This is a genomic window from Galbibacter sp. (assembly GCF_048266365.1).
In the GTDB taxonomy this organism is placed as follows: Bacteria; Bacteroidota; Bacteroidia; order Flavobacteriales; family Flavobacteriaceae; genus Galbibacter.
The window spans coordinates 448,747-472,586 of sequence record NZ_JBLWZP010000002.1 but is presented as its reverse complement, the minus strand read 5'-3'; the positions used below and the strand labels follow the sequence as shown (position 1 = coordinate 472,586).

Here is a 23,840-nt window from a genome sequence, read left to right as displayed (position 1 = left end):
GATGAAAAAATTAAGCGCAATATATATGTTATTCATTGTCTTTTTAGGCAGTGGATGTACTAATGATTTTGAACAGATTAACGAGGATCCCAACAGGATTGCAGAGATTAGCCCTGCAACCTTATTGAATCCTATACTTTATGGATTGGCTTCTCATGGAGCCAATAGAAGTGATGCTATTACCTTTAACCTGATGCAGGTGTCTGTACCATTTCCTAGTGTTTCTGGAGGACTGCATCGTTATGATGTGAGCCTGGGAATCGGAAATTCATCCTGGGATAATTATTATAAATGGTTGCAGAACATTAAGGAGATGAAAAAAGCAGCTGAGCTTCGCGAGGATAAGAATTATACAGCCATAGCCCTTACCCTGAATGCTTTTGCATATGCGAATCTAACGGATTTATTTGGGCCTGTTCCAATGGCGGAGGCTGTAAGTGCGGAGGAAGGTATACTGACTCCTAAATTTGATACCCAAGAACAAATATATACTGCAATATTAGCGGATTTGGAGACTGCAAATGCACTATATGATTCAGAACAGCCCATGGTTTATGAAACGGATATTCTTTTTGGCAATGATGTGGAGCGTTGGAGGAAATTCACCAACTCTTTGCAGATGAGGTTGTTGCTTAGGATTTCGAACAGGTCTGAAACCAATGCTTTTGACAAATTGACAAGAATGGTTCAGAACCCAAGTAAGTATCCTGTTTTTGAAAGTACTGAAGAATCTGCTATCTTACAGGTGACTGGAGTCACACCAAATGTATCTCCATGGGGTAGGCCTCAGGATTTTCGTTTGAGTACTAAAATAGCCAGCTTCTTTTTGGATAATTTAAACCAATGGAATGATCCAAGACGCCCTATAATAGCAACTCAAGCAAATATTGAAGAAGAAATTATAGGTTATAAAGGGATTCCAAGTGCTTATGAAGGGAACGAGTCCCAATTTGAATACAATGCTTCCACCTTTGAAATTAAACAGGTAGAAAATCCGATGAAAATTTATATTTTACCGTATTCAGAGATTGCATTTATCAAGGCAGAGTTGGCTCAAAGAGGCTATATTACCAATGGGCAGGAGTATTATGAAAATGGCGTTAGAGCTGCTATGGAACAGTTGAGTGCTGAGTTGCCGGAAGATTATTTTGAGAACACCCTCACGGCATATGACGGGAGTCTAAATCAGCTTATGTTGCAAAAGTACTATGCATTGTACTTTGTGGATTATCAGCAGTGGTTTGAATACAGAAGAACAGGCTTGCCTGAACTTCCGACTACGGCAGCAATGTTTAACGATGCTCTTATGCCTTCGCGCCTATACTATCCAAGCGACTTAGCCATTGGAAATGCACCAGGGTATAAACAAGCCCTTGAAATGATAGGCGGAAAAGATGACATTAATGTGAGAGTTTGGTGGGATACTGTAGATTAATTTAAATAACGATATACATGCAATTCAATTCATTTTTTAGTTTAAGTTTTGCCCTGCTTTCCATTGCAGCGGTTAACGCTCAAGATGTAGCCAAGGGTTATGTTTATGAAGATCTCAATAACAATGGCAAAAAGGACCGCAAAGAAAACGGAATACAAGGCGTATCTGTAACCAACGGTGTAGATGTGGTGCAAACAGACGCTCAAGGGAAGTATGAGCTTACCGTGGGTGATGATGCTATAATTTCGGTGATTAAACCTTCGGGTTATGCCATTAATACGAACGCAGAAAAGCTTGCACAATTTTATTATATTCATAAGCCTGAGGGGTCCCCTGATTTTGATTTTGAAGGGGTGGCTCCAACAGGAAGATTACCAAGACAACTGAATTTTGCCCTTGTCCCAAATGATGAATCCGAAGAATTCACGAGTCTTATTTTTGGGGATCCACAGCCATATAATTTGCAGGAAGTTGATTATTTTGCAAGGGGAATCGTATCTGAATTAAAGGGAGTTCAAAATGTTGCCTTCGGACTTTCGATGGGCGATCTGGTCGGTAATGATTTGTCTTTGTTTAACCCTTATATAGCAGCGGTAAAAGAAGTCGGAGTTCCATGGTATAATTTACTAGGGAATCACGATCTTAATTTCGACGCTCAAGAAGATCATTTAGCTGATGAGACTTTTGAGGCTCATTTTGGACCTGCTAATTACGCCTTTAATTATGGCAAGGTGCACTTTATCGTACTAGATAACATCTTGTACCCTGATCCACGTGATGGAAAGGGATATTGGGGCGGATTTAGAGCGGATCAACTTGAATTTGTCAAGAATGATTTAAAATTTGTTCCAAAGGATCATTTAATCGTATTGGCCTTCCATATTCCTATTAGTGAACCGGAAGGAGACCCTTTTAAAGACGAGAGTCGCGAGACTTTATTTGCTCTTTTAAAGGATTTTCCACATACCTTGTCTCTTTCAGCACATACCCATATTCAAAGGCAGGATTTCCTTGATGAAACTATGGGATGGCAACAGGATAAACCACACCATCACTACAATGTAGGTACAACCTCTGGTGATTGGTATTCAGGAAAATTGGATGAGAATGGAATTCCGACTTCAACCATGAGGGATGGGACACCTAAGGGTTATGCCTTTATTCATTTTGACGGAAACTCTTATAATGTACAATACAAAGTTGCTGGTGAGGATGCTGATTATCAAATGGAAATTTTTGCGCCAAAGGTCCTGGCGAAGGATAAAGGGACTAAGGCAGGAATATATGTCAACTTTTTTATGGGCAGCGAAAATGATACCCTAGAGATCAAAATTGATAATGGTCCTTGGAAGTTGATGAAGTACGTAAAACAGCAAGATCCATCTTACGAGGCATTAGTTTACGAGTGGGATTTGAGTGAGAATCTTATCCCAGGTAAACGTTCATCCGATCCTATCGAAAGTAAGCACCTTTGGAAAGCCAAGATTAATACCAAATTAGAAGTAGGAGAACACCGAATTGAAATTCGAGCTAAGGACATGTATGGTAATATACATACTGGTAGCAGCTCTTATCGCATCGAAACACTAGTTGATTCTAATGCTGTCAACTAGTTGTATTTAAATTATTTTGATTTGACAATAATTTAGTTCCACAAGAGCCCTAGTATATAATGCTAGGGCTCACTTTTTCAACGTTATGGTAAGAAGGTATTCTAGATTTTTTCAATACCCAAGTAAATAAGGATTTGATAGCATTCTGTTTACCTTCATTTAATAGTGTAAGCGTATTTTTGGCCGGATGATTACCAAGGTTGAAATTTCCATTTCCGAATTGATGAGCCGTGTGAAAAAAGACGACTCTCAAGCTTTTGCGGAATTGTTTGATAGACTGTGGGAGGGTTTGTATAGCTATGCAAAATCTATATTGTTGGATGAGGATCTAGCTAAAGATGTGGTCCAAGAGGTTTGGGTGGATTTTTGGCAGCGACGTCCTCAGATTGACAATATCAATATCCAAGGGTATTTACGACAGTCTACCAAATTCAGTGTATATAAAGAATTGCAACGCAACCCCTTGAATGCTGAACATTTGAAGTATTTGGATACTCTGGAGTCCTCAAGTTCTACCGATGATCAGCTGATTTATAGTCAAACTAAAGGTTTGATTTCAAGTTCAGTGGAAGAGTTACCAACGGGGTGTAGAGAAATATTTAAAATGAGTAGGGAGCAGCAGCTTAGCAATGCTGAAATTGCAAGCCAACTCAATATATCCAAAAGAACCGTTGAAACTCAAATTTCAAATGCGCTTAAAAGTCTTAGGATGCGCTTAAACACCTTTGGATACTGAGCATATTTTTCTGAAACCAAATACGTTTAAAAAATATTATTATCTTTGTGCTAGTTTTTAGATTTTATATGCTTAAGAGAATAAACATATTAATGGTTATAGCAGTGTTCGGGTTGTTCTTACTCCCGGAGCAATCTTATGCATGTGCATTACACTCTAATGAAACGGCTAAAAAAGAAATGCCTTGTTGTAGTGTAAAGGATCTACACCAGGACACAGAGCAAAAGCAGCACTCTGAGAAGGGTACTGATATGGATTGTTGTAAGAATAAACACCAGGATGATAAGAAATGCTCTGGGAGTTGTGGAATGCAATCATGTCATTCTACAACCTTTAGTTTTACTGCGACGCCCCCCATTTGTAAACAAGCTCTAAACGATTTTAACTTTAAAAATAAAAAATCGTACCCTCTGTACGTACAAAATACTTACACTTTAAGAGAATTCTCTATTTGGCAGCCGCCTAAAATAAGCTAAATTACTACTGTATAGTCAATGGTATGCGCTCTCGTTACAGCGGTGTCGTATAGCGTATGCAGTTTCTATTAAAAGTCAGTTCTGACTTATAATTCACTTGTATTAAAATAAATTAAGCACTTCGGTGAAATCAATATCTAAACTATGGATGTTAATTACTGTATTATTATCGGTAGTTGGTATGGGTTTAAGTATTGAAATAATGGTCTTTATACCCGATAGAGTATAGACTTTAATAGGGCTCTAGAGTAGGTAAGTGGTTTCGATCCATTTCCTAGTTAAGACTTTTGATCATATGCGGAACTTGCTTTTAAATTTAAGAATCGAATCGTGCGAACTATTTGAAATGAATGTTCAAAGAAGCAACAGGAATCAGCTAGTTCTATACACAAAAGATTGAAGAAAAGTACCATGAATAAAACAATTCGCTTTTTTTTGCACAATAGGCTTATAACTGTGCTTTTACTAGTTGTTGTACTAGTTTGGGGGCTTGTCACTGCACCTTTCAACTGGGATATGGGTGTTTTGCCCAAGGATCCCGTGCCTGTTGATGCCATTCCAGATATTGGAGAGAACCAACAAATTGTATTCACAGAATGGCCAGGTCGCTCTCCCCAGGATATTGAAGACCAAATTACCTATCCGCTTACGTCGTCTCTTTTGGGAACTCCGGGGGTAAAATCAGTTCGAAGTACCTCCATGTTCGGATTTTCGAGTATCAATATTATTTTTGAGGAGGATGTTGAATTTTACTGGTCAAGAACTCGAATCTTGGAAAAGATCAACGCACTACCCACAGGGCTTCTTCCCGAGGGGGTACAACCCACATTGGGGCCAGATGCAACTGCACTTGGTCAGGTGTATTGGTATACCTTGGAAGGTCGTGATTCACAAGGGAATGTGACTGGAGGTTGGGACTTACATGAACTACGAACTGTCCAGGACTATTATGTTAAACTTGGATTGAGTTCGGTTTCAGGTGTTTCAGAAGTAGCTTCCGTTGGTGGTTATGTTCGTGAATATCAAATAGATATCAATCCAGAGGCGCTCAAGTCCTATAATATCGGGATAGACCAGGTGATGCTGGCGGTGAAGAACTCAAATAGGGATATTGGCGCCAAAACCATAGAGATTAATAAGGTGGAGTACCTTGTTCGGGGCCTTGGTTATATAAAATCTATTGAAGATATTGAAAACACAGTTGTTATCGCAACAGAGAACACCCCTGTTTTGATTCGTGATATTGCGGTTGTAACCCTTGGACCAAGCCAAAGAAGGGGCGTTTTAGACAAGGGTGGTGCTGAGGTTGTCGGTGGTGTGGTTGTGGCTCGATATGGCTCAAATCCGATGGAGGTAATCAATAATGTCAAGGATAAAATTGAAGAACTCAAATTAGGACTTCCTACCAAAACTCTTGCCGATGGTACAGTTAGTAAATTAACCGTTGTTCCTTTCTACGATCGATCACAACTGATCGAACAGACCTTAGAAACCCTGGATGTGGCGCTGACTAATGAGGTTTTGATCAGTATTATTGTAGTGGTTTTACTGGTGCTAAATCTTAGGGCATCAATACTTATTTCTAGTCTTTTACCAGTAGCGGTTTTAATGACATTTGTCGGGATGCGATATTTTGGAGTGGATGCTAATGTCGTGGCTCTTTCAGGCATTGCCATTGCTATTGGAGTTATGGTCGATGTTGGAATTATTTTTGTTGAGAATACGATGCGACACTTGGATATGCCTGAAATTAAGAGCTCCAGACGGGAAGATCTATTGAAGGTAATATACAAAGCGACCACTGAGGTAGCCCCGGCAGTTACTACAGCTTTGGCAACGACAATTGTAAGTTTTCTACCCGTGTTTTTTATGGAAAATGCGGAAGGAAAACTCTTTCGCCCTTTAGCCTTCACTAAAAGCTTTGCTCTGGTTGCGGCTTTTGTTTTAGGTGTAATTGTGCTTCCTATGCTATCGTACTGGTTCTTTTCCTTTAGGGTAAAACGTCATCGGATGCAAATGTTCTGGAATATAGCCCTAGTGGTTTCAGGAGTTGTTATTGCCATTTGGACTTGGATGTGGTTGCCACTGGCTCTTTCAGTAATTGGTGGGCTTAAGCTGGTAGAGCATTGGAGACCCGGTATTTTTGGAAAGCATTCTAAGCATATTATACTCTTTATTATTCTCTCGATTACGATGTTATTCCTTGCCCAGCAATGGGTACCGCTTGGGCATCGCAATTCCTTGCTGAGTAACTATATTTTTGTGGTTGTCATTATAGGCCTAACCTTATTGGCCCTGATGGGTATAGTGAAGTATTATGAATCCATTTTAAATTGGTGTTTGGTGAATAAGGGGAAATTCTTATTGCTGCCATTATTTACCATTTTAATAGGTGGATTAATTTGGATGGGCTTTCCAAAAGTCTTTGGATTTATGGCTAGTGGAACCGAAAAATTAGGGTGGAATATTCGTACGACCTCGGTTTGGAGTGGATTAGCCCATACGTTTCCCGGGATAGGTAAAGAGTTTATGCCATCACTTGATGAGGGAAGCTTCTTATTGATGCCTACTTCGATGCCGCATGCCGGTATAGAGGAAAGTAAGCGGGTGCTGGCGCAACTCGATATGGCCGTAACCAACATTCCAGAGGTGGAGATTTCTGTAGGTAAACTGGGTAGAGCAGAAAGTGCCATTGACCCAGCACCGATTTCCATGTATGAAAACATCATTAATTACAAACCACAATACAGCCTCTCTAAGGATGGAGAATTGAATACTTTCAAAGTGGATGATCAAGGCTTATTTATTTTGAGATCAGGCGAACATTTGGATAATGAACAGATCCTAAATCAACGTATTCCACAAGATCAATTGATTCTAGATCAAGATGGTGAATATTTCAGAAACTGGAGATCACATATCAAAAGTCCTGATGATATATGGGATGAGATTGTAAATGTTACTCAAATTCCTGGGGTGACCTCGGCTCCTAAACTACAACCGATCGAAACGCGATTGGTGATGTTACAAACAGGAATGCGTGCTCCAATGGGAATTAAAGTATATGGACCCAATTTGAAAACCATTCAGCAGTTCGGATTCGAATTGGAGGAAATATTAAAACAGGTGCCTTCAGTTAAGAAGGAAGCGGTGTTTGCTGATAGAGTGATTGGGAAACCTTATCTGGAACTCGATATCAATCGCGATGCTATTGCGAGGTACGGATTAAGTATAGAACAGGTACAACAAACCATAGAAACCGCTATAGGTGGTATGCAAATCACCAATACTGTGGAAGGACGTGAGCGTTATCCAGTAAGGGTTCGTTACCCCAGGGAACTTAGAAACAGTCCTAGCGATCTTGAGAAGATTTTAGTTCCTTTACCTAAAGGAGGTCAGATTCCTCTTGGTCAATTGGTAGAGGTAGAGTATACTGCGGGACCACAGATGATAAAGAGTGAGAATACCTTTTTAGTTAGTTATGTACTCTTCGATAAGCGCGATGATTTTGCTGAAGTTAACGTGGTCAACGATGCACAAGATCTTATAATGGCAAAAATTGAAAATGGCGATCTAATCGTTCCTGCTGGCGTTAGTTATGAGTTTTCCGGCAATTATGAAAACCAAGTACGGGCGGTAAAACGCTTGTCGATAGTCGTCCCAATTGCACTGCTTATAATCTTCCTGCTACTATATTTTCAGTTTAGAAACGTCATCGCTTCATTGATCCACTTTTCAGGTGTATTTGTAGCCTTTGCAGGTGGCTTTATAATGCTTTGGTTATATGGGCAAGAGTGGTTTATGAATTTCGATGTTGCCGGGGAGCATATGCGTGATCTGTTTCAAATGGGAACGATTAATCTTAGTGTAGCGGTATGGGTAGGTTTTATTGCCTTATTTGGTATTGCTACCGATGATGGCGTATTGATGGGAACCTATATCCATCAGGTATTTTTAGAGAAGGATCCCAAAACAGTACCTGCAGTTCGTGCTGCGGTAATTGAGGCGGGTAAGAAGCGAGTGCGACCAGCAATGATGACTACGGCGGTAACCATTATTGCATTGTTCCCAGTGCTTACCTCAACAGGGAAAGGATCCGATATCATGGTTCCCATGGCGATACCAATAGTAGGTGGAATGGTAATACAAATCATGACCATTTTTGTGGTTCCGATCCTACAGGCGTATTGGAGGGAGACCGTGGTGATCCGAGAAGCCAATAATCAGTTAATAACAAATACAGCAGAAAACAATCAATCATGAAAACAATGGGGATAAAACATAGAATAAGCGCGTTACTTTTTCTGTTCATAAGCGTGGGGGCAGTCTCTCAGAGTTTAGATGGGTATTTGCAGCTCGCTGTTGAAAATAACCCGAGTTTAAAAGCCGCACATCTAAAGTATGAAACTGCGTTAGAAGTAGCGCCACAAGTGGGAGGCTTACCTGATCCAACCTTGACGGTAAGTGCTTTTGGCACCCCTATGACTACGGATATGGGAGAGGAGCGGGCCAGTTTTGAACTGATGCAAATGTTTCCATGGTTCGGTACTCTTGAGGCACGAAAGGAGGTGGCTAGCTTAACAGCAGAAGCAGCGTATTTTACTTATGTTTCCAAGAAGGAACAGTTGTTCCTTGATATTAAAAAGGCCTATGCTGAATTATACCAGGCCCAAAAGAGTATCCAATTTCAGCAGGAAAATTTGAACATTCTAGATACATATTACGATCTCGCAATGAGTAAGTTTAGAAGCGGTCTTTCGCCTATGGTTAATGTGGTTCGAGTGGAAATTGCACAGGATGCGGCACGGACGCAACTAACGCTACTTGAGGAAAGTACTGCACCTCTTCGCGCGACATTCAATCTTTTGCTCAATCGAGATGTAGCCGCGACGATAAGTTTGCAAGATACTCTCGAGCTTCAAAGTATGGAGCTGTCAGATGCAGAGCCTTCTTTTAGAGACCATCCTAGTTTGCAACAACTTGAAAAACAACAGCAGTCTTATGAGACACAGAAAAAAGTGGTTCAAAAGGAAGGATTGCCAGGTTTTGGGTTGGGTGTTGGATATATGATCAATGCAAAATCTTCGATGGGAATGCCTGACATGAACGGAAATGATGCCATAATGCCTATGCTTTCTGTGAGTTTGCCGATTTTCAGAAAAAAGTATAACGCGAGCAAACACCAAGCAGAACTGATGGTTCAAAGTGTCCAACTTGAGCAACAACAACAGCAAAATCAGTTTCGTTCCCAATTTCATCAGCAGCAATACGAACTTAACAAAGCTAAACAGCTATTGGAGCTTTATCAAAGGCAAATAGAGAGTTCCGATCGGGCACGTACATTATTAGTGTCGTCTTTTAGTAGTAATACGGGGGATTTTGAAGAAATCCTAAGGATGAATCAGGATATTCTAATATTTAGGTTGCAACGATTGGAAGCACTCAAGTCAGGATTTATCGCTCAGGCCACCATAGGGTACCTGTTGACCAGCGAATTTATAGAGAAGCAAAAGAATTAAGGTCTCAAAATATTTACAAATGGAAATAAAATATAAAAATAGTATTCGAGTTATCGCGATCCTTTTAGTAGGTGTATTTTTAGGATGGTTGCTCTTTGGAGGGAATAGCTCCAATCAAACTCAAGGAAATAATGCAGAAGTAGACCATGAAGAACATACGACTTGGACCTGTTCAATGCACCCACAGATTCGTCAGAGTGAATCTGGAGATTGTCCTATTTGTGGCATGGAACTAATTCCTTTAACTCAGGGAGATCAAACCGGAGATCCGGAAGTTGTTATGATGTCAGACTATGCAAAAAAACTGGCTAATGTTCAAACTGTAATCGTTGGCGAGCAAAGTGAGGCTGGTAAAATTCGACTTAATGGTAAAGTAGCGGTGGATGAGCGTCGAGCATATGTGCAATCAAGTCATATTCCAGGGCGGGTAGAACAACTAATGGTAAACTTTACCGGAGAAAATGTGAGTAGAGGCCAAGCCATTGCAAAGTTGTATTCACCAGAATTGATGACCGCTCAAAAAGAACTGTTACAGGCCTACTCCATTCGACAAAGTAATCCAGCTTTATTCGAAGCGGCCAAGGAAAAGCTAAAGCGATGGAAAATATCTGATCGACAAATCAACTCCATCATAGAGCGTCAGCAGGCCAGTGATCAATTTACGGTTTATGCTGATGTAAGCGGTGTCGTTACAGAAAAGTTGGTGGAGTTAGGAGATTATCTTGAGCGAGGAGAGCCTGTCTATGAGATTGCGAACTTGCAGAAATTATGGGTGCAATTTGATGCCTACGAGAGAACGATCGGTTTGATCAAAAAAGGAAGTACAATAGTATTTACAATAGCTTCACTTCCTGGAGAAACCTTTGAAGGAAAGGTGAGTTTTGTGGATCCAATACTTAATAGTCAGACACGAGTGTCCACAGCTAGAGTCGAGGTTGATAATTCAGATGGGCGATTAAAACCAGGAATGTTCGCTACAGGAATTCTTGAGGTTTCAGTGGAAGAGGATCAAGAGCAATTGAGTGTTCCTAAAAGCGCAGTTCTGTGGACTGGTGAACGTTCTATAGTATATGTTAAGAAGCAGGGAGGCTTCAAGTTGCGCAGTGTTGTATTGGGATCTGCACTTGGGGATGCTTATGTAATTAAACAAGGGCTTGAACCTGGTGAAGAAATAGTGGTGAACGGTACCTTTACTGTTGATGCCGCAGCCCAACTGGCAGGGAAATCAAGTATGATGACCCCAAAAGAAAAGGATCCAACCAATATACATGATCATAACCAATTTGGGCTTCCTGATGTAGAGCAATCGTTCAAGGTTTCACAAGAAAATCAAGAGACGTTACATCAAGTTTTGACGGCTTATCTACAATTAAAGGATGCTCTTGTGGAAGATAACTTAGCTCAGGCCAAGAACTTTACAACTGAACTTTGGGATGCTGTTGGAAAGGTTGATTCAAAATCTATGGATTCCCAGGCACAAGAGACTTGGACGGTAGTCGCCTCTAAACTCCAGGAGATAGAAAAAATGGACATAGCTTCGGATATTGATACAATAAGAGCGTATTTTGAAAAGATATCAGAGATGATGATTTACACCTTTAGCACCTATGAGGTGCGTATGGAAACCATCTATGTTCAGCATTGTCCTATGGCTAATAGTGATCTTGGAGCAAATTGGTTGAGCCGCTCTAAGCAAGTTAAGAATCCATATTTTGGAGCCCAGATGCTATTCTGCGGTGAGATTGTAAAAGAGATTAATTAGATTCGTAAATTTTTAATTCATATATATTTAAAACAAAAACAGATGAAGTATTTAAAAGTAAACCTTGGAATATTGTTGTTGCTAATAAGCAGCCTTAGTTTAACCGCTTGCAATACTGAAAGTAAAAAAAGTGAGGCCGTTGCTGCGACCGATAAAGTGAATAGTGAAGTGCCACAACCAAGTCAAGCTACTCAAATAATTGCGCAATATCTAGTATTGAAGGACGCTTTGGTCGGCGATAATACTGATGCCACAAAACAGGCTGGTGAAAAACTAACAGCTGCACTTTCAAACTTTAAATTGGATCAGTTCAAGGGAAATGAAAAATCAAAGTTGACTCAGATACTAGCAGATTCAAAGTTATCAGCAAGGCAAATTTCTGATAGTGACATAGCACAACAACGTGAGCAATTTTTGAGCCTAAGTGCCAATATGATCGAGCTTGTTGCTATTACTGGTGCAACTCAGAAGCTTTATCAGCAGTACTGTCCAATGTACAATAATAACAAAGGCGGTACCTGGTTGAGTGCACATAAGGAGGTGAAGAATCCTTATTTTGGTTCAAGTATGCTAACTTGTGGTGTAGTGCAGCGAGAAATTTAAAAAGTGCTATGGGGTAAGGGATCTTTTTGCAGTCATTTTTAAATAGCGCTATAGAACCCAAATATTCTTTTAATGTCAAGGTCTAAACGAAATGGATTGCTGTAAAATTTTTGTTTTGATATGTAATAGGAATGAAATCAGTATCTTTGTAAGAGAGGTCGTTTTGGGTAATAATTGTATAATGCACTTGACCTAATGAGTTTAATCAGGAGGTTTATTTTTTAGAAACACAAGAGTGTTTGTGTTTTAAGGACTAAAAATGAAGAATTATGGATATAGACTTTATTGAAGATCGGTTACAACAGAAAAAGATACGTCCTACTGCTATGCGACTTTTGGTCTATAATGTCCTAAAGGAAGCTAAGGGGGCAATCTCGCTTACCGATATCGAAACCATTTTTCAAACCAATAGTGCTCTAGAAATACCAGTTGATAGAACAACCATCTACAGGACTGTTAAAACCTTTGAGAAAAAAGGAGTTGCACACGCTATAGATCAGGGAAATGGTGTAATGGCTTACGCCATTTGTCAAAGCAATTGTGAGGAAAATCACCATCGGGATACGCACTTACATTTTTTTTGTGAACGTTGTAAAAAGACAAGTTGCCTTAGAGATCAACAAATCCCTAAAGTAGTACTTCCTACGGGGTATGAAATCCATGATTTAAGTTTTATTGCCAAGGGAATATGTGACCAATGCGCTTAAAGCTGCAATTCCCTTATGAGCGGAAGGGTAATGGTTCTGCACTATCATTAAAATTAAAGAGGTAAAAATAACAACCCCAATACATTCTATCGACTAGAAAGTATTGGGGCATTTGTCCTCCTGTATATCAGTATTAAAATCCTAACAATCTTGAATAGGAGGAGGTTGTTATCTCTGTTTCTAAATAAGTGGCTTGGAATTGTTTTCTTCCATGTATTCTAGTTTCATACGAAACATTTCTGCCATTTTCTGCGCTCTCCAGCTTGCTTGTTCTTTTACCTCTCCTGTAAATTCAGTATCTAAGGTTTCATTAAAAAGCAATAACCACTGATCAAAGTGCTGTTTCTTGATCGGGAGTTTTATATGAGGTAGAAATGGGGAGCCGTAATAGGTGTGTTCCTCTAGTAATACGGTTTGCCAAAACTGATACATTTTGTTTAAATGAGTATCCCAATGATCACCGATGACTTCCTCAAAAATGGGGGATAAGAGGGCGTCTTTACGGACTTTTCCATAAAATACATCAACTAATCGTTTTATATCTTCAAGGCTTATAATTTCAGGCTTACTCATAATTTTGTCTCATTATCATTGTTGCTATACTGCTTGTACAATGATAGTTAAAAAATAATGTTTAAAAGAATAATTGTAGTGCTCACTGCCACACTACCAAGTAATATGTTATAAGTTATTTTGGGTTTTAAATTTGCTAAGACACTAGTGTTGAATCCCATCGCTGCACATGTGATAAGGAATAGTTCAAACATTTCAATTGGTCCACTTCCTTTCATTAGCACCATCATTGCCGCCACACCTCCAATACAACTGGAGACCAAGATTCCGAATGAAATATACAAATAAAAAGACTTCTCAAAAACTTCCAGGTATTTATTATATAGTGACATCTTATTGAATATTTAGTTGTTGTAAAATTAGCGGGCATTTGCCTGCTATTTTATGATCTCAATCATAATAAGACTGTCATAGGGTTTTTCCTGAAAGGAGGGATTTTATTAGCGATAAATTTTCCGTTTTTTAATCAGGATTTCATTCTTCTTTTCGAGAGATTTTGTTGCCCTTATAATAGTTTCTACTCTAAGGCCTGTAAGATCAGCAATTTGTTGTCGGGTCAAATTAACCTTAAAGGAAAACGGTTCGGTTAACTTGTAGACATCCTCTTTAAGATAATCTAAGATACGCAGTATACAATGTTCAGGTTCCTGTGATGAAATCTCAGACGCCATAATGGCCTTATAATATAATCTAGAGGCTATAGCAGTAGTAACTTCGAGGTGTATTTTCGGATTCTCAAGCAAGAGGTCTAAAAAGCGATTTTTGGCAAGGCAAAGTATTTCGGAATCATGAGTGGCTACAGCGTTTGCCGGGTATGTAATTTCTGAAAACAAAGGAGGCTCTCCGAAACTCTGAGATGCAGAGAAAAAGCTTTGTATAAATTCTTTTCCACTTTCTCGTAAATTGTTCATCTTGACCTCTCCTGAGACAATTTGATAATAAAAATGTGCCTTTTGCTCCTGTCGAAAAATAAATTCATTCTTCAAGTATAATTTGTTATGAGCACCGTAGCGTAATAACAATTCTTCTGGTATCATAACAATCTTTATTTTAAGTGTTTTTCTCGCGCTTGTCTTTCCATGGGAAGCAAGCACTCATATAACATTTCATTTACAGGTACAGGGATTCCGTACTGTTTTGCTTGCTTTACGATATAACCATTAAAAGTTTCCAATTCTGAAGGTTTCCCAGCCATTAAGTCCCGTTGGGTCGAAGCGGTACTTAACCCATCTAAATGTGTTATTGTCTCAAAAACTTTTTCAATATCTGAAGGTCGTAAATCGATATCTTTTGCTTGTGCAACGCTTAAAATTTCTTCCGCGGTACTGCGCATTAGTTGGGTAATGTACTCACTTTCTCGTAGATCCCCAATTGGAGCCCTACACAAACCTCCGATAGCACTGATAGTTGTAATGAACATAAACTTTTTCCAGAGCTCTCTATGGATGTCTTCTGGGATGATACTTTTAATATCAGCTTGCTTGAATACCGCGTCAATTTCTTGAATCCTGGAGGATTTTGAGTTGTTGAGTTCTCCAAAAGTCAATGTTGGTGGAAAAGCAAAATGGCAAACCACACCGGGGGTCTCTATAAAACTAATTAGATTACAAAACCCACAGAGTACCTGTTTCTCATCGATATGTTGTATGAGCTTATTAGGGTTATCCACGCCATTTTGTAGTGGTAGTACTAGAGAATTCTCTCCTAGTATTGTAGCTATCTGCGCTGCGCCTTGGGCGAGCTGCCAACTCTTGACTCCCATAATAACCAAGTCAGGTGTAGGTGCCTGTTTTGGATCATCTGTCACCAAGTTAGGCGTGCAATGGAAGTCTCCTAAGATACTTTTCACTTTAAGACCATTCTCTTGAATAGCCCTAAGTTGTTTTCCTCTGGCAATAAAGGTAACATGGTGATTTGTCAGTGCTAATTTTCCACCAAAATAACCGCCAATTCCTCCAATGCCATATATCAGTATATTCATAAATTTAATCCTTGAGGAGTAAAGTTAACAATTCCTTTAATTATAGCCATAGTAAAAAGCTGTAGGCTTTGTAATTACAATTATTGCACTGGTATTACATATAGAAGAAGTGCTATGGGTTTAGTCTAAAATTCAGACTTTTGAAGGTAGGATAGTATTAAATAGAGGCCATGTTCAAAATATTTTTAATATATTTAGAAAAACAAATTATCAATATGGGAAAATTTGAAATAAACGTAGACAAAGGGGGGAAGTACAGATTTAACTTAAAGGCCTCCAATGGACAGGTTATTCTAAGCAGTCAAGGTTATACTACAAAATCTGCGTGCGAAAATGGAATTGAATCTGTAAAGACAAACTCTCAAAAAGACGATGCATTCGAACGTCTTGAAGCAAGTAATGGAAGTCCTTACTTCAACCTAAAAGCAACCAATGGTCAAGTAATTGGTAGCAGTGAAATGTATTCATCCAGCAGTGCAATGGAAAATGGAATAGCTTCTGTTAAAACCAATGCGCCTGATTCAAAGGTTGTGGATAATTCATAAACTGTCTAAAGGTATTTTAAACGCTATTTGAGAATTGTATGTAGTCATATGAGGAATTGGATAGCGTTTATTTTTTCTCGTTTTCCAGCCATGGTCGAGTTAATTATGTTATAGACTTATTTTTACGGTCTTCATCTAAGAATACATTTGTTCCAAAATTTGGATGTAGAAGGGACGATTATTTAGACCATAAACTGCTCCGATAAATGGGCTTAACCCAAGACATTAGAAAGTGATAATATTGTAGTCAGTCCTTTCGACCACGATAACGATGGCATAAATTTTCAGGGGGGTCCAATCTTTAGAAATTAGTTTTCATGACACCCATTTTAGAAGCAAAATGTTAAACCTTTGCAAAAAGATAAATCAATTTATCATTTTAAGAGTTCCGAATGAATTAAAAGAATAATTTTGCAAAAAAATTATCTCAGTGATTCAGGATATAATAATAGCAATGTTGTGGAGCATCTCTCCTTTTGGAGAGGCTAAGGTGGGTATTCCATATGCTATGTTTAATGACGTAAACATATATCTTGCTCTTTTGTTATGTTTTGCTGCAAATGTGCTAGTATACCCTCTTATGCTGATCTTTCTCGATTCCGTGAATCGTTATTTCTTAAGGTGGAGGTTCTACAAAAAATCAGCTCTTTATGTCGCTCGTAGAGCAAAAGGAGGTGCCAAGAAAAACGTGATGAAATACGGATTTTGGGGATTGCTCATCTTTGTCATGTTGCCAGTTCCAGGGACAGGAGTTTATGCGGGTACAATTGCGACATACCTTTTTATGCTTGATAGAAAACAAGCATTTGTTGCCAATACAGTGGGAATTTTTCTTTCCTGTGTAATGGTTTGGGGAATGACTTTGGCTACCATGAAAGGGCTAGAGTATTGACTCCTTAATTAATTATCAACGTTTAACTAAAAATCGCGAAATTCTCCTTCTATAATCTATGATTTAGAGGGAGTAGTTCACTTTCTTTCGCATTACCATAATAATACGATTGCTGGGAGGCCATTGTTCAAGATGTATAGATAGGGAAGTTCAAACTTTAAGATTCTAACAAAATTATACATTAGGGAATAAAACTCCTTTTAACTTGAAGTAAAATGATGTAATGGATTCACATTTACTTCATTATATTTGAAAAAATATTAGTAATTACTATGGAGCTGATCATTATCTTTGTTTTAACCTTACTTAATGGCTTTTTTGCCCTTTCTGAAATCGCTCTGGTTTCTGTCAATAAAAGCCGAATTCAGCACAATGCAGGTCAAGGTAATAAGAATGCACAATTAGTACTAAGGCTTCTGGATAATCCAGAAAACTTTCTTTCCTCGGTGCAGGTAGGTATCACTTTAATTGGGATTGTCGCTGGCGCTTATGGCGGTGCTACTCTAACGGATGATATGGTGGGATTTCTATCGCAGTTCTCCTTTTTAGGTCGTTCTGTGGAATCTATTTCTATGATTATTGTCATTGGAACAATTACTTACTTTACCATCGTTTTGGGTGAGCTGGTTCCGAAAACCATTGCGATGAATAATCCAGAAAATATTGCTCTTTTCTGTGTTCCTATTGTAAATGTTTTTACAAAGATTACCTATCCTTTTGTCAAACTGTTATCCCTTTCGACCAAGCTAATTTTAAAGTTGCTTAACATTAAAGAAAACGATGAAGAAAGAGTCAGTGAAGACGAACTTAGGTTTATCTTAAAAGTAGCGGGCAAACAAGGGGTATTAGAAACAGAAGAAAGCCAGGCTATGCAAAATCTGATTTCTTTTACAGATCAAACAGCCAAATCACTTATGACCCATAGTTTCGAAGTCGAATGGATTGATTACAACTGGACAAAGGAGGAAATTTTTGATAAAATAAAAGAGAGTGCGCATTCACGGTTTCTTGTCGGCGAAGGGAGCTTAGATGTACTAAAAGGCGTGGTCTATGTAAAAGACTTGTTGGATAGCTACAGCGATCCTGAATTTTCTTTGGATAAGATATTGACAGCACCTATGTTTATCATTCAGAACACACCGGCCTTTAAGATTTTAAATCAGTTCAAAGATGAGAAGCAATACTTAGGGGTAGTTGTTGATGAATTCGGAAGTGTTCGCGGTATTATAACACTTCACGACCTCGTTGAGGCTATTATGGGTGATCTACCTGATATTGACGAACCTGATGAAGAAAAACATATCATTCAACGGAAAAACGGTGACTATTTCCTTAATGGACGGACTCCAATATGGGAATTGAATCAATTCTTTTCTAAAAAAGTGATCGAAGACAATACTGGAAGGTACTCTACTATTTCTGGTTTCTTAATCGAACAATTAAAGACAATGCCTACTACTGGGGAAATTGTAGAAACCGCTTCTTATGTCTTTGAAATTGTCGATATGGATGGTGTTCGAATAGATAAGGTGTTGATGAGTTTAAAAGCAGGTTCTTCTGAATCTATCATAGAATAGAGGCTTTAATTCTAAGAAAGGTATTGCAGTATCATTTGAGTTTACATAACCGGTTTTAATGGTTATTTCAGTGATCGATTGCCAATTCTAAAATTAGAAAAATTTATAGTGTTTGATTCCTAGTCTGACCAAAAAGCAGTATTTTTAACCCTGTTTCATGTCATTTGTTATAACCTTGGTGATTCTTGGGTTGGTGTGATAAACCACGTGTGTTCGATTATAATTGTTGGATTTTGAGTTGTTGTGGGTTTGTTGGGCGGCCGAGAATGGCGAAGCAAGAAACCTCATGGGACGTCTGCATTGCAACATCTAAGGCTACTGTTGTAATATGAGCTGTTTTACATTAAAATAGTAGCAGTGGATTTACCAGAACGACATAAGAAAATGCTATCTAATAACCACGTGTACTGAAAAGCATTGGTAATATCTTGATAGCTTTGACGTAGCTTTGCAAGCACAAATTTTCATGGGGGCTGGGTCATTAATCAGCACGTTTTTTTTTTAGATATTTTAAAATTTGAGTATATGAATATATCGGTTGAGATTGTTTTATTTGGAATTTCAATTCTTTTTTTCTTGAGTATACTGGCCGGTAAAGCCGGGTATAAATTTGGTGTTCCCGCCTTACTATTGTTTCTAGGAGTGGGAATGCTTTTTGGTAGTGATGGTTTTGGAATTGTATTTCAAAATATCGAACTCGCCCAGACCATTGGTACAATAGCCTTGTGCATTATACTGTTTTCAGGTGGAATGGATACGAAAATTGATGATATAAAACCCATCGCCATTCAAGGGGTATTGCTTGCCACGGTTGGGGTGTTTTTCACCGCGATTTTCACCGGACTAGCCGTTTGGTATGTGCTTGGAATGACAATCCCTTCCGCAGGTGTAGGCTTTTTAGCCTCACTACTCTTGGCTTCAGTGATGTCCTCAACGGACTCAGCATCAGTGTTCTCTATTCTAAGGTCTAAAGGGTTGCATTTGAAGAACAATCTTCGACCTATGCTTGAGCTGGAGAGTGGGAGTAATGACCCCATGGCTTATGTTTTGACCATTACCTTGATAAGTATCGTAGGTATGGATTCAGAACCTAATTATTTATTAGCCTTTGGAAATCTTATCATACAGTTGGTTGTGGGATGTGTTTCTGGTTACTTTTTAGGAAAACTAGCGGTGTATACTATTAATAAATTGGGTATTGATAACAAGTCTCTTTATCCGATTCTGGTTTTTACTTTTTGTATTTTTATATTTTCCTTCACTTATTTTATACAAGGTAATGGGTTTTTAGCGGTCTATGTCGGGGGGCTAGTGCTTGGAAATTCTCGATTCGTTCACAAACGATCAGCTGTTAACTTTTTTGATGGTATGGCTTGGATGAGCCAGTTGCTCTTATTCCTCACTCTTGGGTTACTGATCAACCCTAGTGAACTAATACCTATAATTATTCCAGGGCTTATTATAAGTTTGGCTATGATTTTATTGACAAGGCCTCTGAGTGTGTTTTTATGTTTATTGCCCTTTCGGAAGATGCCGACAAAGGATAGGGCTTTTATTTCATGGGTTGGACTGCGGGGCGCTGTTCCGATTATATTTGCCATTATGGTGCTAGCTGCTGATATTCCCAATGCCGATTTAATGTTCAATATTGTTTTTCTTTGCACCTTAGTTTCTCTAATTATACAAGGTACGACACTCTCTCCAATGGCAAAGTTCTTAGGTCTTGTGGAGGAGCCTTCTAAGATAAAAGGTTTGAAAAATTTTGATGTTGAATTCTCAGATGAAATCAAGTCCATAACCTCAGAACTTAAAGTGACCAAAGTTGCCTTGGAAAAGGGGAACCACCTTATGGATCTTCGCCTTCCAGAGAAAACCATAGTGGTAATGGTTAAAAGGGGATCACTCTTTTTCGTCCCTAATGGGAAAACCCAACTTATGGAAAATGATAAGCTTTTAGTTATTACTGATGATTATCAGGCCTTAAGTGAAACCTATGAACGTCTAGGAATCGTTTAACAGACCAATTAGAGGTGCTATAGTATTTAATGTTTCACGAGTCTATACAATATTACAGACGTGGTAGCAAATATAGAAATATAAGCCCGACAATAATAGCTAATCCGAAGCTTAGTAGAGTTCCTATTAGGATGTATTCGGTGAGTTTTCTATCCTTGGCCTGGGTAAGGTCACTGAATCGAAATATAGATTTTGCTGCAATTAGAAACCCGACACCTTCCCAGTGACTACTCGCTATAAAAACAAAAACCAGTAAACGCTCTAGAATCCCTATATATTTGCCGGCGTTTTGCAGGGAATCTTCTTCTTCAAGTTCGGTCTTTGGTCTGTACACTGATATCAGTGTTTTGATAATTACCGAAACAGGTTGTGTTAAGAATACCACGGCAACTATTATGAGCAAAAGATGCGGACTTAATGTGATTGGTAATAGATCTGCTCCACTGATCAATAAGCTTGCCCCGCATAATATGATAAGATGAAGTGTTTGATCCATAAAAAAGAGCAGGCGAGCGTTTTTTAGGTTTTGGAAGTATAGTTTGCCTAAGTCAATTACGTAATGAGACAACCCGATTACAAGGGGTACATACCACCATTGTAAATCCCACAACAGTAGATAATAGCATAGTATGTGAAAAAGTATATGGAGGTATAGACGTTTTGAAGCTACTTTTTTGTCTTGTTTCTCGGATACCATCTTATTGGATTGAAATATAAAATCTGCTAAGATATGAGCCAATAAAAGGCGTAGGAAGATTACTATCATTTTAGGTGTTTTATTTTGGACTGGTACATATGGTTTAATTCTATAACTTCATTGAAAAATGCCCTTTTCAAATGTTCGCTCACGGTGTTTTGCTTTATACCACTTAATACTCCTATTTCTTGCTGTGAGTATCCTGGGTTTTCAATACTTAACTTCACAATTTCTGAAGCATTTGTGGTCCAGTGATCCATAGCGATTAAGGCTAGTTTAAAATATAGGTTTAGCTCCGAATCTAGGGTGTTGTTCCCTGTTTTAATAGCCAAGTTAGACTTTTTTGACCTGAGCGTCTCAAAGGCTTCCCCAGAATAGATAAATGCCGGACCGTTCGATTCTGTTACTTTTATGCCTTGATGGGTTTTCTCTCCAACACCAATGGCCATTCTGACATCTAGACCTTTAATCATTTTAACTGTGGCCTTTATTAAAACGGCTACTTCAAAGGCTTTGTTGTGCTGTGTTAATTCAACTTGGAAGCTATCGCCTCTATAGAACTCCCAATCTTGCTCTGATTGACAGACCTTTTTAAAGATGCTTTTCAAAGGCTTAAGCCAAATGTCAGGATCGTTTAGTTGTCTTGAATTTACAATATCTCCAGTGATGACGCTTATCATGTTTAAGTCTTTAGTATATGATCAAATATCGTCTATTTTACCGATATATACAAATATCGTTTAAAAAAGCGATAAATAGAAGTATCGTCTATTTCAGTGCTATTTGAGATCAATTTTAACATTGTGCCCTTCTAACTCATGAATGAGCTGATTTACCGTATAGTCCAATTGATTGGAATAGGCCTCCCGTTCCTTTTTAAGTGAAATTCTTTTAACGCTTTTAAAGAAGCGCTTGAGTTCCTTTTTGGTTTCTAGTATAAGTCCTGGGACTTTGACACTTTTCCCTTTATCATCCTTGGCGACCATCGTGAAATAGGAAGAATTACAGTGCTTAACCCTGCCAGTCTGAATATGCTCGGCTTCAACTCTGATTCCAACTACCATAGAGGTTTTTCCAACGTAGTTGATTGAAGCCTTCATGGTGACTAATTCCCCAATCTCAATAGGGTTTAAGAAATCTACAGTGTCCACCGAGGCGGTGACACAATAGGTGGCTGAATGTTTTGATGCACATGCAAAGGCAATCTGGTCCAAGAGTGAGAGTATAAACCCTCCGTGTATTTTTCCACTGAAATTCGAATGGGATGGGAGCATTAGTTCAGAGAGTTCCACCTTGGAGGATTCTACGGTTTTAAATTTTGGAATCATAATGTTTCTATGGGTTCGGTTTTAAATTTTTTTGATCTATTATTCTTCGTCCAGATGATCGTCTGAAGCTTTGTCAAGCCATTTTTGATCAATTTGTTTACTAGCCTTTGCGCCCAGGGTCTTTAGCCTTTCAACGCGGGTTAGCAAGTTGCCTTTTCCTGTTAATTTTGTCATCGAAGTATTATAGGTGCTCTGTACTGTATTGAGTTGTTTACCGACTCTCTCCAAATCGTCTAAGAGATTTTTAAACTGATCGTAGAGACGTCCGGCTTGTTTTGCAATAGCTATGGCGTTGTTATGTTGACGGTCATTTTGCCACATACTGTCTATGGTGCGAAGTGTTGCTAATAGGGTAGAAGGAGTGACAATGACAATATTTTTCTCAAACGCTAAATTATACAATTGCGGCTCCTGCTGAAGTGCAACCGCAAATGCAGGTTCTAGTGGGATAAAAAGCAGTACGAAGTCTGGGCTTTCCATCTCATATAAGCTATGGTAATTTTTGGCACTGAGTTGGTCGACGTGTTTTTTAATCGAGTTCACATGTTCTTTGATCCAAATTGCCTTTTGATTCTCATCTTCTTCATTGACAAAGCGTTCAAAGGCAATTAGCGAGACCTTGGAATCCACAATCATCTTTTTGTCTCCAGGAAGATGAATAATCACATCGGGTAAGACTCGTTTACCATCCTCAGTGGAGAAGCTGTTTTGGACGGTGTATTCACTATCCTTTTTCAAGCCGGATTTCTCCAGGACGCGTTCTAGCACCAATTCCCCCCAGTTTCCTTGCATTTTGGTGTCTGCCTTTAATGCTTTAGTAAGATTGGAAGCTTCTTTGGTGATTTGAACATTTAATTCCTGCAGGTTTTTGAGCTGCTCCTGCATGGCAGAGTGTCTAGAGATACTTTCTTTATTGCTGTCTTCTACACGCTTTTCGAAGCTCTTGATTTTTTCCTGTAGTGGATTGAGGATGTTTTTGATGTTGAGTTCATTTTGATCGGTAAATTTTTTTGATTTTTCCTCTAGGATCCTATTGGCTAGCAACTGAAACTCTTTGCTGAATTTCTCTTGTAATTTTTCAACTTCATCTTTTTGTTCGTTATTTCGCGCTAAAAGGTTTTCAAAATCAACCTCCTTTTTAGACAAGCGTATTGCATAATTGTCCTTAATTTCCCGAATTTGTTCTTTGGCTAATTTTTCTTGGTTGAGTTCATTTCGTTGTCCCTCGATTTGATCGAGTAACTGCATCTCTCTATCTTCCATAATCCGTTTTATGGAAATGCTTTTTTGCCTTTCAAGGTAGTTCCCGATAAATACTCCAATAGCAATGGCTACCAAGGTAATCAAGATAAAGATTAGAATGTCAGTCATTATATGTAT

General features: G+C 38.7%; 21 protein-coding genes. 13 read left to right on the top strand and 8 right to left on the bottom strand.

What is annotated here, in order from left to right; all coding sequences use genetic code 11:
* Window position 1: 1 nt before the first annotated feature.
* From ACN0TV_RS05010 to ACN0TV_RS04970, 9 genes are all read left to right on the top strand, one after another.
* On the top strand, window positions 2-1,435 hold the full coding sequence (locus ACN0TV_RS05010) for a SusD/RagB family nutrient-binding outer membrane lipoprotein (protein WP_417360726.1): 1,434 nt from the start codon (window positions 2-4) through the stop codon (window positions 1,433-1,435).
* 17 nt (window positions 1,436-1,452) lie between these two features.
* Window positions 1,453-3,048 carry a calcineurin-like phosphoesterase C-terminal domain-containing protein gene (locus ACN0TV_RS05005; RefSeq protein WP_417360724.1) on the top strand — a complete coding sequence of 532 codons (1,596 nt, stop codon included), beginning with the start codon at window positions 1,453-1,455 and terminating at the stop codon, window positions 3,046-3,048.
* A gap of 187 nt (window positions 3,049-3,235) precedes the next feature.
* Window positions 3,236-3,784: an RNA polymerase sigma-70 factor gene (locus ACN0TV_RS05000; protein WP_417360722.1), complete on the top strand. Its 549-nt coding sequence runs from the start codon at window positions 3,236-3,238 to the stop codon at window positions 3,782-3,784.
* A 92-nt stretch (window positions 3,785-3,876) separates the two neighbouring features.
* The gene (locus tag ACN0TV_RS04995; protein WP_417360720.1) at window positions 3,877-4,260 is read left to right on the top strand and encodes a hypothetical protein; all 384 of its coding nucleotides are present in this window, start codon (window positions 3,877-3,879) and stop codon (window positions 4,258-4,260) included.
* 411 nt (window positions 4,261-4,671) lie between these two features.
* A complete protein-coding gene (locus ACN0TV_RS04990; RefSeq protein WP_417360718.1) occupies window positions 4,672-8,523 on the top strand; it encodes an efflux RND transporter permease subunit in 3,852 nt (1,283 codons plus the stop codon).
* A gap of 5 nt (window positions 8,524-8,528) precedes the next feature.
* Complete coding sequence (locus tag ACN0TV_RS04985) at window positions 8,529-9,779, top strand: TolC family protein (RefSeq protein ID WP_417360717.1); 1,251 nt, start codon at window positions 8,529-8,531, stop codon at window positions 9,777-9,779.
* 19 nt (window positions 9,780-9,798) lie between these two features.
* Window positions 9,799-11,541, top strand: coding sequence for an efflux RND transporter periplasmic adaptor subunit (locus ACN0TV_RS04980; RefSeq protein WP_417360715.1), 1,743 nt, complete (start codon window positions 9,799-9,801; stop codon window positions 11,539-11,541).
* 42 nt (window positions 11,542-11,583) lie between these two features.
* Window positions 11,584-12,144 (top strand): DUF3347 domain-containing protein, encoded by a 561-nt coding sequence (locus tag ACN0TV_RS04975; protein WP_417360713.1) that lies wholly within the window; start codon window positions 11,584-11,586, stop codon window positions 12,142-12,144.
* Between the two features lie 269 nt (window positions 12,145-12,413).
* Window positions 12,414-12,851 carry a Fur family transcriptional regulator gene (locus tag ACN0TV_RS04970; protein WP_417360711.1) on the top strand — a complete coding sequence of 146 codons (438 nt, stop codon included), beginning with the start codon at window positions 12,414-12,416 and terminating at the stop codon, window positions 12,849-12,851.
* Window positions 12,852-13,031: 180 nt separating this feature from the next.
* Here ACN0TV_RS04970 and ACN0TV_RS04965 read toward each other — a convergent pair whose 3' ends face one another.
* The 4 genes from ACN0TV_RS04965 to ACN0TV_RS04950 all read right to left on the bottom strand — a co-directional run bounded on the left by ACN0TV_RS04965 (window position 13,032) and on the right by ACN0TV_RS04950 (window position 15,405).
* A complete protein-coding gene (locus ACN0TV_RS04965; protein ID WP_417360710.1) occupies window positions 13,032-13,424 on the bottom strand; it encodes a group III truncated hemoglobin in 393 nt (130 codons plus the stop codon).
* Between the two features lie 47 nt (window positions 13,425-13,471).
* Complete coding sequence (locus tag ACN0TV_RS04960) at window positions 13,472-13,756, bottom strand: hypothetical protein (RefSeq protein WP_417360708.1); 285 nt, start codon at window positions 13,754-13,756, stop codon at window positions 13,472-13,474.
* Window positions 13,757-13,864: 108 nt separating this feature from the next.
* Window positions 13,865-14,461 carry a Crp/Fnr family transcriptional regulator gene (locus ACN0TV_RS04955; RefSeq protein ID WP_417360706.1) on the bottom strand — a complete coding sequence of 199 codons (597 nt, stop codon included), beginning with the start codon at window positions 14,459-14,461 and terminating at the stop codon, window positions 13,865-13,867.
* A gap of 8 nt (window positions 14,462-14,469) precedes the next feature.
* On the bottom strand, window positions 14,470-15,405 hold the full coding sequence (locus tag ACN0TV_RS04950; RefSeq protein ID WP_417360704.1) for a ketopantoate reductase family protein: 936 nt from the start codon (window positions 15,403-15,405) through the stop codon (window positions 14,470-14,472).
* Window positions 15,406-15,620: 215 nt separating this feature from the next.
* Here ACN0TV_RS04950 and ACN0TV_RS04945 point away from each other — a divergent pair, with 215 nt between their 5' ends.
* From ACN0TV_RS04945 to ACN0TV_RS04930, 4 genes are all read left to right on the top strand, one after another.
* On the top strand, window positions 15,621-15,950 hold the full coding sequence (locus ACN0TV_RS04945) for a YegP family protein (protein ID WP_417360702.1): 330 nt from the start codon (window positions 15,621-15,623) through the stop codon (window positions 15,948-15,950).
* 430 nt (window positions 15,951-16,380) lie between these two features.
* Complete coding sequence (locus ACN0TV_RS04940; RefSeq protein WP_417360701.1) at window positions 16,381-16,842, top strand: COG2426 family protein; 462 nt, start codon at window positions 16,381-16,383, stop codon at window positions 16,840-16,842.
* Between the two features lie 272 nt (window positions 16,843-17,114).
* Window positions 17,115-18,419 (top strand): hemolysin family protein, encoded by a 1,305-nt coding sequence (locus tag ACN0TV_RS04935; RefSeq protein ID WP_417360700.1) that lies wholly within the window; start codon window positions 17,115-17,117, stop codon window positions 18,417-18,419.
* Between the two features lie 525 nt (window positions 18,420-18,944).
* Window positions 18,945-20,435, top strand: coding sequence for a potassium/proton antiporter (locus ACN0TV_RS04930; RefSeq protein WP_417360698.1), 1,491 nt, complete (start codon window positions 18,945-18,947; stop codon window positions 20,433-20,435).
* A gap of 52 nt (window positions 20,436-20,487) precedes the next feature.
* Here the strand turns inward: ACN0TV_RS04930 and ACN0TV_RS04925 are convergent, their stop codons facing one another.
* The 4 genes from ACN0TV_RS04925 to rmuC form a co-directional block, all read right to left on the bottom strand.
* Window positions 20,488-21,201 carry a DUF3307 domain-containing protein gene (locus ACN0TV_RS04925; RefSeq protein ID WP_417360696.1) on the bottom strand — a complete coding sequence of 238 codons (714 nt, stop codon included), beginning with the start codon at window positions 21,199-21,201 and terminating at the stop codon, window positions 20,488-20,490.
* Window positions 21,198-21,812 carry a SatD family protein gene (locus ACN0TV_RS04920; RefSeq protein WP_417360694.1) on the bottom strand — a complete coding sequence of 205 codons (615 nt, stop codon included), beginning with the start codon at window positions 21,810-21,812 and terminating at the stop codon, window positions 21,198-21,200. Before ACN0TV_RS04920 ends, ACN0TV_RS04925 begins: the two co-directional genes overlap by 4 nt.
* Before the next feature lie 99 nt (window positions 21,813-21,911).
* Entirely contained in the window at window positions 21,912-22,460 is a 549-nt protein-coding gene (locus tag ACN0TV_RS04915) for an acyl-CoA thioesterase (protein ID WP_417360692.1), read from the bottom strand.
* Between the two features lie 39 nt (window positions 22,461-22,499).
* Complete coding sequence (rmuC, locus tag ACN0TV_RS04910) at window positions 22,500-23,831, bottom strand: DNA recombination protein RmuC (protein ID WP_417360690.1); 1,332 nt, start codon at window positions 23,829-23,831, stop codon at window positions 22,500-22,502.
* Window positions 23,832-23,840 lie beyond the last annotated feature (9 nt).

What these genes read in the sequence shown, in the direction of transcription:
- ACN0TV_RS04930 (WP_417360698.1), top strand. Translation starts at nt 18,945, where the DNA reads ATGAATATATCGGTTGAGATTGTTTTATTTGGAATTTCAATTCTTTTT.
- ACN0TV_RS04995 (WP_417360720.1), top strand. Translation starts at nt 3,877, where the DNA reads ATGGTTATAGCAGTGTTCGGGTTGTTCTTACTCCCGGAGCAATCTTAT.
- ACN0TV_RS05010 (WP_417360726.1), top strand. Translation starts at nt 2, where the DNA reads ATGAAAAAATTAAGCGCAATATATATGTTATTCATTGTCTTTTTAGGC.
- ACN0TV_RS04965 (WP_417360710.1), bottom strand. Translation starts at nt 13,424, where the DNA reads ATGAGTAAGCCTGAAATTATAAGCCTTGAAGATATAAAACGATTAGTT.
- ACN0TV_RS05000 (WP_417360722.1), top strand. Translation starts at nt 3,236, where the DNA reads ATGATTACCAAGGTTGAAATTTCCATTTCCGAATTGATGAGCCGTGTG.
- ACN0TV_RS04945 (WP_417360702.1), top strand. Translation starts at nt 15,621, where the DNA reads ATGGGAAAATTTGAAATAAACGTAGACAAAGGGGGGAAGTACAGATTT.
- ACN0TV_RS04925 (WP_417360696.1), bottom strand. Translation starts at nt 21,201, where the DNA reads ATGATAGTAATCTTCCTACGCCTTTTATTGGCTCATATCTTAGCAGAT.
- ACN0TV_RS04985 (WP_417360717.1), top strand. Translation starts at nt 8,529, where the DNA reads ATGGGGATAAAACATAGAATAAGCGCGTTACTTTTTCTGTTCATAAGC.
- ACN0TV_RS04915 (WP_417360692.1), bottom strand. Translation starts at nt 22,460, where the DNA reads ATGATTCCAAAATTTAAAACCGTAGAATCCTCCAAGGTGGAACTCTCT.
- ACN0TV_RS04980 (WP_417360715.1), top strand. Translation starts at nt 9,799, where the DNA reads ATGGAAATAAAATATAAAAATAGTATTCGAGTTATCGCGATCCTTTTA.
- ACN0TV_RS05005 (WP_417360724.1), top strand. Translation starts at nt 1,453, where the DNA reads ATGCAATTCAATTCATTTTTTAGTTTAAGTTTTGCCCTGCTTTCCATT.
- ACN0TV_RS04935 (WP_417360700.1), top strand. Translation starts at nt 17,115, where the DNA reads ATGGAGCTGATCATTATCTTTGTTTTAACCTTACTTAATGGCTTTTTT.
- ACN0TV_RS04975 (WP_417360713.1), top strand. Translation starts at nt 11,584, where the DNA reads ATGAAGTATTTAAAAGTAAACCTTGGAATATTGTTGTTGCTAATAAGC.
- rmuC (WP_417360690.1), bottom strand. Translation starts at nt 23,831, where the DNA reads ATGACTGACATTCTAATCTTTATCTTGATTACCTTGGTAGCCATTGCT.
- ACN0TV_RS04960 (WP_417360708.1), bottom strand. Translation starts at nt 13,756, where the DNA reads ATGTCACTATATAATAAATACCTGGAAGTTTTTGAGAAGTCTTTTTAT.
- ACN0TV_RS04920 (WP_417360694.1), bottom strand. Translation starts at nt 21,812, where the DNA reads ATGATAAGCGTCATCACTGGAGATATTGTAAATTCAAGACAACTAAAC.
- ACN0TV_RS04990 (WP_417360718.1), top strand. Translation starts at nt 4,672, where the DNA reads ATGAATAAAACAATTCGCTTTTTTTTGCACAATAGGCTTATAACTGTG.
- ACN0TV_RS04950 (WP_417360704.1), bottom strand. Translation starts at nt 15,405, where the DNA reads ATGAATATACTGATATATGGCATTGGAGGAATTGGCGGTTATTTTGGT.
- ACN0TV_RS04970 (WP_417360711.1), top strand. Translation starts at nt 12,414, where the DNA reads ATGGATATAGACTTTATTGAAGATCGGTTACAACAGAAAAAGATACGT.
- ACN0TV_RS04955 (WP_417360706.1), bottom strand. Translation starts at nt 14,461, where the DNA reads ATGATACCAGAAGAATTGTTATTACGCTACGGTGCTCATAACAAATTA.